The sequence below is a fragment of the Natranaeroarchaeum aerophilus genome, from assembly GCF_023638055.1.
Taxonomy (GTDB): Archaea; Halobacteriota; Halobacteria; order Halobacteriales; family Natronoarchaeaceae; genus Natranaeroarchaeum; species Natranaeroarchaeum aerophilum.
The window spans coordinates 467,478-480,123 of sequence record NZ_JAKRVY010000002.1 but is presented as its reverse complement, the minus strand read 5'-3'; the positions used below and the strand labels follow the sequence as shown (position 1 = coordinate 480,123).

The following is a 12,646-nucleotide window of genomic DNA, read 5'->3' as shown; positions in this document are numbered from 1 at the left end:
AACTTCCTAGTTCTGACGGTTCGTTCCGGTGCTGTCTAGTGATTCACCAGAGCCGGTCATTTAGATTTCCCATGATAGATAGACGCACGGGTTGAAAGGATTAATACCTTTTTAGAGGGAATCCGCCCGGGACTACTTCTGCCGCGAGCAAACCCGCGAGCGGCGAATATGTCCAGCGGATTCGAAGCAAGGAGCGGAGCAAAGCGGAGTGACTGGGGTTCGATATCCGCCCGGGACTACTTCTGCTGCGAACAACGTCGTGAGCAGCAGGTATCCTCAAGGATTCGAGATCAGAGGACGAGAGGATTCGAGTCCTCGTGGTTCGATATCCGCCCGGGACTACTTCTGCTGCGAGCAAACCCGCGAGCGGCGAACATGTCCAGCGGATTCGAAGCAAGGAGCGGAGCGAAGCTGAGTGAGTCCAGCCGCGAGTAGGTCTTCGAGTACGGGGCGTAACTCGGCTGAGGTAGTCTCTGGATCGAAGCGACCGCCGTAGCCAGGGACGGCGTCGTCGATGACGTTGGTGGCAGCCGCCATCTCGTAGCCGACATCCGCGAGATACGATACTGGACGTGGTCTGGAGGCTGTCGTGGCGACCGATTGCACACATTCGAACGCTGTTGTGTGTTCTTTCCAGAGAAAATAGCTGATCTCTACCTGTTTCGATTTCGGAACTGAATACAGAAACCGTATTGCCAACTACTGGAGAACAGCGCCAAAGAGTACAGTACGACCGTCAATCCGGCGCAGTGTGCCGGCGAACGGCTCAGCTCAGCGCGATAACGAAACCGGTCGAGAACATCATCAGGGCAACCGTAGTCAAGATCAGCCCGAGCAGTTCTTTTTGTGTCATACCCCTCAATAAGCAGGGGAAGTGGAAAAGCCTAATCGTTTACCACTCCAACCAGCGACTGTGACGGACAACGAAACGACGTTCGAGGGTGCTGACGCCTCCGCGGATCTCACCGGCCAGCAGGCGGTGTTGATACTGTATGCCATTCTCGTCGGGATCGCCGCGTTCATGGGTGTCGTGCTCTCGGTCATCCTCGCCGATGATCTGGATACGGTTGCGCTGTATGGATTCATCGAGATGCCGCCGACCGCCCTCGGACTGGGGCTCTACGGGGCAGTCACGGTCGGTACGCTACTCGGCATCCCGCTGCTGGCAATCCGGTATTACGGTCTCGGAAAAGACGACTAGCAGCGCTAGTCCGCGCTGACCTGTGCCTGAATCACCTCTACGATTTCGGGGTTTCTGAGCGTCGACGTGTTGCCCAGTTCATCGCCGTTGGCGATGTCTTCGAGCAGGCGGCGCATGATCTTGCCCGAGCGGGTTTTGGGGAGTTCGGGCGTGAAGATGATCTCCTCGGGGCGGGCGAACGGACCGATCGCCTGCTCTACGTTCTCGATGATCCGATCGTACAGTTGCTCGTCGCCCTCGGTACCGTCCTCGGTGATGACGTAGGCGTAGACGGCCTCGCCTTTGACCTCGTGGGAGCCACCGACCACCGCGGCTTCCGCGACGCCGGGGACGCCGACGATGGCGCTTTCGATCTCCATAGTACCGAGACGATGCCCGGAGACGTTGATCACGTCGTCGACGCGGCCCAGAACGGTAATGTACTCGTCCTCGTCGATCGTCGCGCCGTCCTCCGGGAAGTAGACCCACTCGTCGGCGTCGGAATCGGAGTACTCACGCCAGTACTCGTTGATGAACCGTTCGTCGTTATCGTAAAGCGTCCGGAGCATGCCCGGCCAGGGGTTGTTGATCGTCAGGTAGCCCGCGTCACCCGGACTGACCGCTTCGCCGGCCGTATCGACGATCTCGGCGTCGATGCCAGGAAGCGCCGGACCGGCAGAGCCGGGCTTCATCGTCCCGATCCCCGGCAGCGTGGTGATCATCATCCCACCCGTTTCGGTTTGCCACCAGGTGTCGACGACCGGACAGGACTCGTCGCCGATATGTTTGTAGTACCACTTCCACGCCCGCGGGTTGATCGGCTCACCGACCGTCCCGAGCAATCGGAGACTTGAGAGGTCTTTGCTGGCAGGATACTCCGTGCCCCATTTCATGAACGAGCGGATCGCCGTGGGCGCGGTGTAGAAGATGTCGACGGCGTACTTCTCGACCAGCTTCCAGAGCCGGTCTTTCTCGGGGTGATCGGGCGTCCCCTCGTACATCACGGTCGTCGTTCCGAGCGCGAGCGGGCCGTAGACGATGTAGGAGTGGCCGGTAATCCAGCCGATGTCGGCCGCACACCAGTAGCTGTCCTCGGGCTTGATATCGAGGACAGAGTGGGACGTCCACGCCGCATAGGAGAGGTAGCCGCCGGTCGTGTGTTTGACCCCCTTTGGCTTCCCGGTCGTCCCCGAGGTATACATGAGAAAGAGCATGTCCTCGGCGTCGCGGGAAACCGGCTCGACGCGTTCACCCGACTGCTCGCCGACCAGTTCGTCGTAGTCGTGGGCTCGCTCTCCCAGGAAATGGGTCAACTCGTCGCCGAGCCGGTCGACGACCACGGTCTCGACATCTGCGTCGACGCTTCGGAGCCCCTTGTCGGCTTTCTGTTTGTGATTCAGTGCGTCACCCCGGCGGTAGTAGCCGTCACACGTGACCAGATACTCCGAATCTGCCGAGTTCATCCGCGTTGCGAGTGCGTCCGCCGAAAAGCCTGCGAAGACGACGGAGTGTGGAGCGCCGATACGCGCGCAGGCAAGCATCGCGATCGGTAGCTCGGGGATCATCGGCATGTATAGCGTGACGACGTCGTCCTCCTCGACGCCGAGGTCTCGGAGGGCGGCCGCGAACTCGTTTACCTCGCGGTAGAGATCCTGATAGGTGTAGGTGCGTGTCTCGCCGCCTTCGCCCTCCCACTTGATCGCCGCATGGTTCTTCCGACCCGACTCGACGTGGCGGTCGACGCAGTTGTACGCCGCGTTCAGTTCGCCGCCGACAAACCACTCGTAGAAGGGTGCCTCCTCGTCAACGAGCACGTCGTCGTAGTCTTCGTCCCAGTCAAGCAGATCTGCGGCCCGTTCCCAGCAGTCGGGCCACTCCTCCTCGAACTCCTCGTAGATCTCGGGATCGGAGACGTTCGCCTGCTCGACGAACGCTTCGGGCGGCTCGAACCGCTCCTGCTCTTCGAGTCGGGCCTCCAGTTCGACGTCTGGCTCGTCCGTCATGTTTCATGATGACATGCAGCCCACGACGGAATAAACATTCCCCCGAGAGCGCCGACCCGTCGCGGATCAGGTCGGGGCGATCTGTTCGGTGTAGGATCCGTACTCCTCCTCGAAGACGGTCATGATCTCGCCCATCGTGGCATAGACCTTCACCGCACGGAGGATGGCGGGCATCGTGTTCTCCCCGGACTCGATGGCGGATTGCAGATCGTCGAGCGCGTCTGCCACGGCGGCATCGTCTCGCTCGTCCCTGACGTCCGCAAGCCTGCTGCGCTGGCGCTCTTGGACTCCCTCGTCGACCGAAAGGATCTCCGGTTCGGTCTCCTCGTCGACCTTGTAGGCGTTGACGCCGACAACCGTCTCGGCTTCGCGCTCGACTCGCTCCTGATACTCGTAGGCGGCATCCTGAATCTCGCGGTGGAAATACCACTGGTCGATCCCGTGCAGGACGCCTGCCCGCATCGAGCCGTCGCCCATCTCCCGTATCTCTTCGAGATACGCCATCGTCTCCGCCTCGACCTCGTCGGTCAGCGCCTCGACGGCAAAGCTTCCGCCCAGCGGGTCGATGATATCTGCCACGCCGGACTCCTCTGCGATGATCTGCTGGGTCCGCAGGGCAACCCGCACGGCATCCTCGCTGGGCAGTGCAAGCGCCTCGTCGTAGCTGTTGGTGTGCAGGCTCTGGGTGCCGCCCATCACCCCAGCCAGCGCCTGAATCGTCACCCGAACCACGTTGTTCAGCGGCTGCTGGGCGGTCAGTGACTGCCCGGCGGTCTGTGTGTGGAACTTCAGCTGTTTCGCCCCGTCGGTCTCAGCGTCATACCATTCGTCCATCAGTCGTGCGTAGATCCGGCGAGACGCGCGGAACTTTGCGACCTCCTCGAAGAAAGCGTTGTGGCAATTGAAAAAGAAAGAAAGCTGCGGCCCGAACTCGTCGACGTCCAGCCCCCTGTCGAGGCCGTCCTCGACGTAGGCAAAGCCGTTGGCGAGCGTAAACGCGAGTTCCTGAACGGCGGTCGAGCCTGCCTCGCGAATATGATAGCCCGATATCGAGACGGGTTTGAACTTCGGCGTCTCGCTGACGGCGAACTCGAGGACGTCAGTCACGAGATCCAGCGACGGCTCCGGCGGGATCACCCATTCTTTCTGTGCGATAAATTCCTTGAGCATATCGTTCTGGAGCGTTCCCCGGAGCTTCTCGCGAGGCACGCCACGCTGGTCCGCGAGCGCGACGTACATCGCGTAAATCACCGGTGCGGAGGGGTTGATCGTGAAACTCGTCGATACCTCCGCAAGGTCGATCCCGTCGAACAGGATCTCCATGTCCCGCAATGTGTCGACGGCGACGCCCTCCTTGCCGACTTCGCCGTCGGTGAGGTCGTCGTCCGAATCCTTCCCCATCAGCGTCGGCATGTCGAAGGCGGTCGAGAGGCCCGTCTGGCCTTCGTCGATCAGGTAGTGAAACCGCTCGTTGGTCTCCTCGGCGGTACCAAAGCCCGCGAACTGGCGCATCGTCCACGTACGTCCCCGGTACATCGTCGGATAGACCCCACGAGTAAACGGCTCCTCCCCGGGGAAGCCGAGATGGGCCTCGTAGTCGAGGTCAGCGACGTCCTCGGGCGTATACAGCCGGTCGACCTCGTGGTTCGAAACGGTCGCAAAGCGCTCCTGGCGCTCACCGTACCGATCCAGCACCGGATCGAGACGCTCTCGCTCCCACTCCTCACGGGACTCGCGGATCGACGCCAGATCCTCCTCGTCGTACATAGCTAGCTATTATCAGCGAAAATGATTAATGATTCGGGTGCTCACGACAGGGGCGTCCTCTACCGGAGATACGCAAGGATGACCAGCACCGCACCGATCCCGGTGACGACCAATGCTGCGAATCTGGTGACGTGATATCGCATCTCCGAGTCGATGGCGTCGGTCGGCCCGATCGGATATCGTTCCTGCGCTTTTACCATCCCCTCGGGCGAATAAAATCCGGAGATCCCCATCACCATCAGTACGAGTCCGACGATGGCGAGTGCGAGTGACATATCGACTCTGTCTCGCCCGCCTGCAAAAGTGCTACTCTTCCTCGGTCGGGACGACCTTTTTGCCAGTTGGCATCGGTACGACGTGCTGGTCGGCGTCTTCCCATTCGCGGTCGAGTTCGCGCCCCTCGAACAGCCGGTCGAGGAAGACGGCGAGTCCGGCAACCTCCGAGTGTGGCTGGTTCGTCACGCCGACGTTCCAGTCGGCCGCCTCGTAGACGTCGAACGAAACCTTCTCGGCGCCGACGACGACCAGGACCGGCTCGCCCGACGCGTGGCGCTCCCTGATCTCCGCTTCGACGTCCTGGACGCGCTCGCCATACATCGTCAGGTGGACGACGACGCCCTCCCAGTTCCGGAGTACGCCCTTTGGACTCCCCGTCACCTCGACCTCGAAGGGGCCACCGAAGCGTTCGGTGATGTCCTCGATGGTCTCGGCTGGTCCGGACGCACCGTCGAGGATCACGCGGTCGGCCCCGAGCGCGCGGGCGGTCAGGCCGACGTGTGTCGTCATCCGGTTGTCCCGACCGGGGCGATGGCCGAGTCTGAGGACAGCGACCTCGGAATCATCTTGCATACCACAGCAGTGGCGCGAGGGCTGTTAGGGCGTTTCGCTTCCGTTCGACAGCGAGTTCTATTCGATCGAACAGGTCTTCTGTCGGGTACTGTCCGACGTTGTTCGGAGCAATATTGTATTAGAAACTATACACGAATTTTAACTAACCCGGTGATAACCAACGACTAATCGGTATGGGATCGAAGAGTGATGCCATCGAACGCTGTGCGTACTGTCGGAACTACGTACCGGTAACCCCTGTCAGGATCGGATCGTCGGACGACTCGGTGATCAGCGCCAGCGTCGCGGTCTGTGAATCGTGTCAGACCAGCGGTTGGTAGCTCTCGTCCGGCGATATCGACGGCACGCGGAGAAACCCTTTTGTGCCAGCCACGGCGTCGTTACGGTATGAGCAAGCGCGAACTGCTGGAGCTTCTCCTGGAGAATGCACGGTACTCCACCGAGGATCTGGCGAGGATGACCGGCCTCGACGAAGAAACGGTCGTTGCAACCATCGAATCGCTCGAAGCCGAGGGAGTCATCAGAGGTTATCAGGCAGTCGTCGACTGGAACGAGGTCGATGAAGAGCGTGTTCGCGCGTCCGTAGAATTGAACGTCACACTCGACCGGGAGACCAGCTACAGCGACATCTCCGAGCGACTGGCGCGTTTCCCCGAAGTGAAGACGCTGCGGCTAGTCAGCGGCGACTACGACTTCGAGATGGTCGTCGAGGGCGAGTCGATGCAGCAGGTCTCGAAGTTCATCAGCGACAAAGTCGCTCCGGTCCCCGAGATCACCCAGACGGTGACCCACTACGTGATGGATACCTACAAGGACCGCGGGATCCGGATGAGCGAGGATGACGACGACGACCGACTGTCGATCTCTCCATGAAGATCAGCGAGCGCGTCCAGCAGGTACCACCGTCCGGTATCCGGCGCTTTTTCGAGCTCGCCGAAGAGATGGACGACGTCATCTCCCTCGGAGTGGGCGAGCCGGACTTCTCCGCACCGTGGGCGGCCCGCGAGGCCGCCATCGCGTCGCTCGAACGCGGGGAGACCTCCTACACGGCCAATCGTGGGAAACGAGAGCTTCGGGAAGCGATCGGCGAACATGTCGACGAGCGCTACGACCTGTCGTACGATCCCGACGAGGAGATCATCGTCACCACGGGTGTCAGCGAGGGCGTCGACGTGGCGCTCCGCGCGCTCGTCGATCCGGGCGATACCGTTGCCGTCCCCGATCCATCCTACGTTTCGTACGCCCCGGGAATCACGTTTGCTGGCGGCGATCCCCTCCCTGTCAAGACCAGCAACCACGAGTTCAAACTCACTGTCGAAGAGCTTCAGCGGGCCGGTGCACAGCACGCCGACGCGATCCTCTTCTGTTACCCCAACAACCCGACCGGGGCGATCATGACCAGGTCGGATCTGGAACCGATCGCCGAGTTCGCACGAGAGCACGATCTGACCGTGCTGAGCGATGAGATCTACGCGGAGCTTACCTACGGCCGTGAGCACACCTCGATCGCGACACTCCCGGGAATGCGCGAGCGTACCATCGTGTTCAACGGCTTCTCGAAGGCCTACGCGATGACTGGCCTTCGCCTCGGCTACGCGATGGGGCCACCGGAAGCGATCGGGGCGATGAATCGGATTCACCAGTATGGGATGCTGTCCGCCCCGACGACTGCCCAGCACGCCGCACTGGAAGCACTGGAGAGCTGTGACGATGAAGTCGAGGAGATGGTCGCACAGTACAATCGACGCCGGAACTTCGTCCTCTCCCGGTTCGAGGAGATGGGGATCGACTGTTTCGAGGCCGAGGGTGCGTTCTACGTCTTCCCCGAAGTCCCCAGTGGCGACGCCGAAGCGTTTGCTGAGGGACTGCTCGAAGAACAGCAGGTCGCCGCCGTCCCGGGGAACGTCTTCGGTGAGGACGGCAAAGGACACCTGCGTGTCTCCTATGCAACGGGTCTCGACGACCTGAAAACGGCAATGGCGCGGATCGAGGCGTATATCGACTGAGCCAGGGACGACGATATCGACGCGAAGCTTTTAACGCTCCGCTCGTGCCCAGTCCCACTATGGACCTTGAGATCGACGGCAACGCCGCGCTGGTAACGGCATCGAGCAGCGGCCTCGGGAAGGCGTCGGCCGAAGCGCTGGCCAAGAACGGTGCGAACGTCGTTGTCAACGGACGTGACGAGGGCCGACTCGAAACGGCGGCCGACGAGATCCGTGAAACGGCGGCGGGAGACGTCGTCGCCGTGCAGGCCGATCTCACCGAGAAAGACGATATCGAGCGACTGGTCGAGCGGACCGTCGAGGAGTTCGGGGGCCTCGATCACCTCGTGACCAGTGCCGGTGGGCCGCCGAGCGGCCCGTTTCTGGAGACGACCGACGAGGACTGGTACGAGGCCTTCGACCTGCTGGTGATGAGCGTCGTCCGCCTCGTCCGCGAGAGCGAGCCGTATCTCCGAGATGGCGAGGGGACCATCGTGAACATCACGTCCCGCAGCGTCAAGGAAGCCATCGACCAGCTCGTGCTCTCGAACTCGGTGCGAATGAGCGTCATCGGGCTGGAGAAGACGCTCTCCAAGGAGCTTGCACCGGACGTGCGTGCCAACGCCGTCCTGCCCGGTGCACACGAGACCGCCCGCGTCGAGGAGCTGATCGAGCAGTCCATGGACCGAGGCGAGTACGACAGCTACGCGGAGGGGCTGGCGGACTGGAGCGACGGCAACCCGATGGAGCGTATCGGCGACCCGCAGGAGCTCGGTGACGCAGTTGCGTTCCTCAGCTCTCCCCGGTCGAGTTACATCAACGGCGTCGCAGTACCGATCGACGGCGGTTCGGGGGCGTCGAACCTCTAGGCGAACAGGCGACGTGCTGGTCAGCCCGTGTGGCGGCACGTCGCGCAACTGCTGCACCACACCGGCAAGCGTCAGTGCATGTCGATGCTCGCCTCTCGATCACATATAAACCGATGGCTGCCACTGTCGCGGGACTTATGTAGACTCCACCGGTATCCGCCGGTATGTCGCTGGTGCTCCCGAGCGAAATCGTCGTCGAGCGGTTCATGCCGACGGCCCGCGTCATGCTTGCGAGCGAACTCGACGAGCGGGGGTTCACACAACAGGAGATCGCCGACCGTCTCGGAGTCACACAGGCGGCAATCAGCAACCTGATCAACGATAACGTCGACGTCGAACCGCGATTTAGCGAGGACGAACGGATGGTGGCCACGATCAGGCGGATCGCCGATGGCTTCGAATCCGGTGAGATGGACGAGGTCGACGCACTGGCAGAACTGCTGACACTGATCAGGGAGTTCGAAGACAGGGGGCCGATCTGTGCCGTCCACGAGGAGTTGATGCCGGAGCTAGAGGGGCTAGGCTGTGATCTCTGTGTCCGTGGGACGGAGTCACAGATGCTCGCCGAACGGGACGTACTGCAGTCGGTCCGTCGGGCGGCACGGCTGCTGACTGGCACCGATGCTGTTGTCGATTACATCCCGAACGTCGGCACGAACATCGGGATGGCACTTCCCGACGCCGACGGACCAACCGACGTAGCAGCGATCCCGGGTCGGATCTATCGTATCCGTGGGACGGCCGAACGCGCGGCAAATCCCGAGTTTGGTGCGTCCGAACACGTTGCCCGGACGATTCTCCTCGTGAGCTCGGAAGATGACGATATCGGGGCGGCGCTCAACCTCGCAACGAGCGACGCGTTACTCGATGCCGCTCGCGAACGGGGGATCGATCCGCTGGCGTTCGATGCGGGGTACGAGGGACGGGACGATCGCCTTCGAGAGCGTCTTGCAGACCGAGAATCAGTCCCAGAAGTGATCTATCACCGTGGCGAGTTCGGCATCGAACCGGTGACGTACGTTTTCGGCGAGACGGCGGTCGATGCCGCGGAGCTCGCAGTCGACCTCGTCGAAGACGTGGCCAGTGAGGAGTAGTCGATCAGAGGACGCTACTCAGCGGGCGATATCCTGGGACGTCTGGGCGTAGGCGTCTCGGTCGGACAGTTCCGCCATCGTATCGTCGATATCTGCCCGGAGTACGGCCAGTCGATCCTTCAGGCGACGGTACTCCTCGCTGGCCCGGAGTTCGTACTCGGGCTTTTGCTTGTCGAGGATCGCCTTCTTCGAGGCGAGCGCGTAAAACTCCTGTAGCATGCCGTCGTACTCGCTCCGTAACAGCAGTTGATCGACCAGCGATCGAAGTTCGTCTTTCGATGCGGGTTTGACGAGATAATCGTCAAAGCCCATCTCGATGATATCGAAGTCGGGTTCGACTGCAGTCACCATTGCGACACGACAGCCCAGCCCCCGTTCCCGGATCGTATCCAGCACTTTGTCTCCCGAAAGTCCGGGCATTCGACGGTCCAGCAGGACGACATCGACGCTCTCGTCGATGGCGTCCAGCGCCTGACTGCCGTTGTAGGCGGTTCGTACTCGACAGTCCTCCGCAAGCCACTCCGTATACAGGTCCGCGAGGTCGGGTTCGTCTTCCGCGATCAGAACCGTTGGATCATCCCCGTGACCCATTATTTACAACCCCCGTATAGATCATTGATCTAACTATCTTCGGGGGGAGACTTCAATATAACGGTGATGAGGCAGAGTATACGCAGAAAACCAAAAGAGAGGACTTGCTCAATCGAGTTCGTGCTCGATCACGTCGCGGCGTTCGGCAACGGTCGTGGCATCTACACGAATCGTTTCGTCGCCGATGTCGATCCGCAGTGTTCCGTCATCAGTTCCGGTTCCGATCCGTTCGACTGGGGCGACACCGTCGAGCGCATCCTCGACGGCGTCCGGATCGGTCGTCGCGACGAGCGCCCGGCCCGGCTGTTCGTGGAACAGTTCGGCCGCAGGGGTGTCGCCGGGCAGAGAGATGTCGAGCCCGATATCCTCGTCGATCATTTCGGCGAGCGAGACGGCGAGGCCACCGTGGCTGACATCGTGGACCGCAACGGTCGAACCCAGTTGAGCGATCTCGGATAGCGCTTCGATGACTGCGGCAGGGTTCTCGGGCAGCTCCGGGAACGCGTCGGAGCCATCAAATCGGGCGAGATACTCGGATCCGCCGAGTTGCGCCTCGCCGTCATCGAGTCCGCGGTCGCCGACGAGCAGGAGCTCGGTGTCGGCAGCCGCCGCGAGCCCTGGTGCGTCGTAGCCTGCTTTCGTTCCAGCCATCGCGAGCGTCGGCGTCGGCGGGATCGGTCCCGTGGGTGAATCGTTGTACAGCGAGACGTTCCCGCCGACCACGGGCACCGAAATATCGGCGCACATATCCGCGAGTCCGTCGACGATTCCCTTGAACCCACCGTAGACGTCCGGCTTCTCGGGATTGCCGCCGTTCAGACAGTCGACCGCGGCGAGCGGCGTCGCCCCTTTCGCGGCGATATTGGTTGCGTTCTCCAGTGCAACGGCGCGTGCCCCATCGTACGGTGCGGCCTCGGTCCAGTTTGGCGTGGCACCCGAGGAGAGCGCAAGGCCGGTTCCCGTACCGTCTTTGCCCTCGGTCTCGCGAATAGCCAGCACCGCGGCGTCATCGCCCGGCGGGACGCTCGTACGGACGCCGACCTCGTGGTCGTACTGCCGGTAGACCCAGCGCTTGCTGGCGGTCGATGGGGCACCGATAATGGTCTCGAACGCCTCCTCGAGTGAGACATCTGGCAGGTCGGTCTCTGGCTGCTCGGGCTCGACGTGATCGAGATCGTTCATCGGCGCTCCCTCGCCGAGGAACTCGGCGGGTGCATCGACTGCAACCTCGCCGTCGAATCGACAGACGTACCGGCCCGTATCGGTGACCTCGCCGATCACCGAACAGCCGAGATCGAACCGGTCGGCCACCTCGGCGACGCGGTCGACGTTCTCGGGGGAGACCTCGTAGCACATCCGTTCCTGTGACTCTGCGAGCAGGATCTCCAGAGCGTTCATGTTCGGTTCGCGCTGGTGAACCTTCGCGAGGTCGATGTCTGCACCGAGTCCGCCCTTGGCGACGAGTTCGCTCGACGCTCCGCCGAGACCCGCCGCGCCGAGGTCCCGTGCGGACTCGATCAGCCCCTCCTCGATCAGCTGCTCGTTGGCCTCGATCAACAGCTTCTCGCTGTAGGGGTCGCCGACCTGTACCGCGGGCCGGTCCTCGGTTTCTGCATCCTCGCTCAGATCCTCGCTGGCGAAGGATGCGCCACCGAGTCCATCCCGGCCCGTCGCATTCCCCACGAGCACGAGTTTGTTCCCCGGCTTCTGGGCGATTGCTGTAATCATCCGGTCCTCGTTCGTCAGGCCGACACAGGCCACGTTGACGAGGGGATTGCCCTCGTAGCGCTCGTGGAAGTCGACGCTCCCACCGACCGTCGGGACGCCGATACAGTTACCGTAGTGGCTGATTCCCTCGACGACACCCTCCAGGAGGTACCGGGAGTGCTCGCGCTCGAAGTCGCCGAAGTACAGCGAGTCCAGTAGTGCGATCGGGTACGCGCCCATCGAGAGGGTGTCCCGGACGATCCCACCAACCCCGGTCGCCGCGCCGTCGAACGGATCGACATAGGAGGGGTGGTTGTGGCTCTCGATTCCCATCGTGATGTAGGTATCGCTGTTGCCCTCGCCCGATGGGTCGGGCAGCGCAACGACGGCGGCGTCATCGCCAGGCCCGATGACGACCTGCTCACCCTCGCTTTCGAACGCACCGAGCAGCGGTCGTGACGAACGATACGCGCAGTGTTCGCTCCAGAGGTTCTCGAACAGCGCCGCCTCGGCCGGGCTCGGTTCCCGTCCCAGCTCGTCGACGACGACCTCCCTGTCCGAATCGGAGAGACTCATTCATCCCCGTGTTGACTCAGAGCGG

General features: G+C 62.1%; 11 protein-coding genes and 1 pseudogene. 5 read left to right on the top strand and 7 right to left on the bottom strand.

Annotation, left to right across the window (positions count from 1 at the left end; all coding sequences use genetic code 11):
• Nucleotides 1-411: 411 nt before the first annotated feature.
• A pseudogene (locus tag AArcSt11_RS17060) lies at nucleotides 412-558 on the bottom strand (ribonuclease HI family protein); the annotation flags it as partial.
• A gap of 355 nt (nucleotides 559-913) precedes the next feature.
• Between AArcSt11_RS17060 and AArcSt11_RS06900 the strand changes: the two are divergent.
• Nucleotides 914-1,201, top strand: a complete 288-nt coding sequence (locus tag AArcSt11_RS06900) for a DUF7520 family protein (protein ID WP_250595739.1) — start codon at nucleotides 914-916, stop codon at nucleotides 1,199-1,201.
• A gap of 5 nt (nucleotides 1,202-1,206) precedes the next feature.
• Here AArcSt11_RS06900 and acs read toward each other — a convergent pair whose 3' ends face one another.
• The 4 genes from acs to AArcSt11_RS06880 all read right to left on the bottom strand — a co-directional run bounded on the left by acs (nucleotide 1,207) and on the right by AArcSt11_RS06880 (nucleotide 5,799).
• Nucleotides 1,207-3,183 (bottom strand): acetate--CoA ligase, encoded by a 1,977-nt coding sequence (acs, locus tag AArcSt11_RS06895; protein ID WP_250595737.1) that lies wholly within the window; start codon nucleotides 3,181-3,183, stop codon nucleotides 1,207-1,209.
• Nucleotides 3,184-3,249: 66 nt separating this feature from the next.
• The gene (locus AArcSt11_RS06890; protein ID WP_250595735.1) at nucleotides 3,250-4,950 is read right to left on the bottom strand and encodes an acyl-CoA mutase large subunit family protein; all 1,701 of its coding nucleotides are present in this window, start codon (nucleotides 4,948-4,950) and stop codon (nucleotides 3,250-3,252) included.
• A 59-nt stretch (nucleotides 4,951-5,009) separates the two neighbouring features.
• Nucleotides 5,010-5,225: a DUF6199 family natural product biosynthesis protein gene (locus AArcSt11_RS06885; protein WP_250595733.1), complete on the bottom strand. Its 216-nt coding sequence runs from the start codon at nucleotides 5,223-5,225 to the stop codon at nucleotides 5,010-5,012.
• 31 nt (nucleotides 5,226-5,256) lie between these two features.
• Nucleotides 5,257-5,799, bottom strand: a complete 543-nt coding sequence (locus AArcSt11_RS06880; protein ID WP_250595731.1) for a tRNA (cytidine(56)-2'-O)-methyltransferase — start codon at nucleotides 5,797-5,799, stop codon at nucleotides 5,257-5,259.
• 387 nt (nucleotides 5,800-6,186) lie between these two features.
• Between AArcSt11_RS06880 and AArcSt11_RS06875 the strand changes: the two genes are divergently transcribed.
• The 4 genes from AArcSt11_RS06875 (at nucleotide 6,187) to AArcSt11_RS06860 (ending at nucleotide 9,747) form a co-directional block, all read left to right on the top strand.
• The gene (locus tag AArcSt11_RS06875; RefSeq protein ID WP_250595729.1) at nucleotides 6,187-6,672 is read left to right on the top strand and encodes an Lrp/AsnC family transcriptional regulator; all 486 of its coding nucleotides are present in this window, start codon (nucleotides 6,187-6,189) and stop codon (nucleotides 6,670-6,672) included.
• The gene (locus tag AArcSt11_RS06870; protein ID WP_250595727.1) at nucleotides 6,669-7,805 is read left to right on the top strand and encodes a pyridoxal phosphate-dependent aminotransferase; all 1,137 of its coding nucleotides are present in this window, start codon (nucleotides 6,669-6,671) and stop codon (nucleotides 7,803-7,805) included. Before AArcSt11_RS06875 ends, AArcSt11_RS06870 begins: the two co-directional genes overlap by 4 nt.
• 59 nt (nucleotides 7,806-7,864) lie before the next feature.
• A complete protein-coding gene (locus tag AArcSt11_RS06865) occupies nucleotides 7,865-8,653 on the top strand; it encodes an SDR family oxidoreductase (RefSeq protein ID WP_250595725.1) in 789 nt (262 codons plus the stop codon).
• A 164-nt stretch (nucleotides 8,654-8,817) separates the two neighbouring features.
• Nucleotides 8,818-9,747: a thiamine-phosphate synthase family protein gene (locus AArcSt11_RS06860; RefSeq protein WP_250595723.1), complete on the top strand. Its 930-nt coding sequence runs from the start codon at nucleotides 8,818-8,820 to the stop codon at nucleotides 9,745-9,747.
• A gap of 18 nt (nucleotides 9,748-9,765) precedes the next feature.
• On the opposite strand, the gene AArcSt11_RS06855 is transcribed toward AArcSt11_RS06860, so the two are convergent.
• Nucleotides 9,766-10,338, bottom strand: a complete 573-nt coding sequence (locus AArcSt11_RS06855; RefSeq protein WP_250595721.1) for a HalX domain-containing protein — start codon at nucleotides 10,336-10,338, stop codon at nucleotides 9,766-9,768.
• A gap of 108 nt (nucleotides 10,339-10,446) precedes the next feature.
• Nucleotides 10,447-12,621: a phosphoribosylformylglycinamidine synthase subunit PurL gene (purL, locus tag AArcSt11_RS06850; protein WP_250595719.1), complete on the bottom strand. Its 2,175-nt coding sequence runs from the start codon at nucleotides 12,619-12,621 to the stop codon at nucleotides 10,447-10,449.
• Between the last annotated feature and the right edge of the window lie 25 nt (nucleotides 12,622-12,646).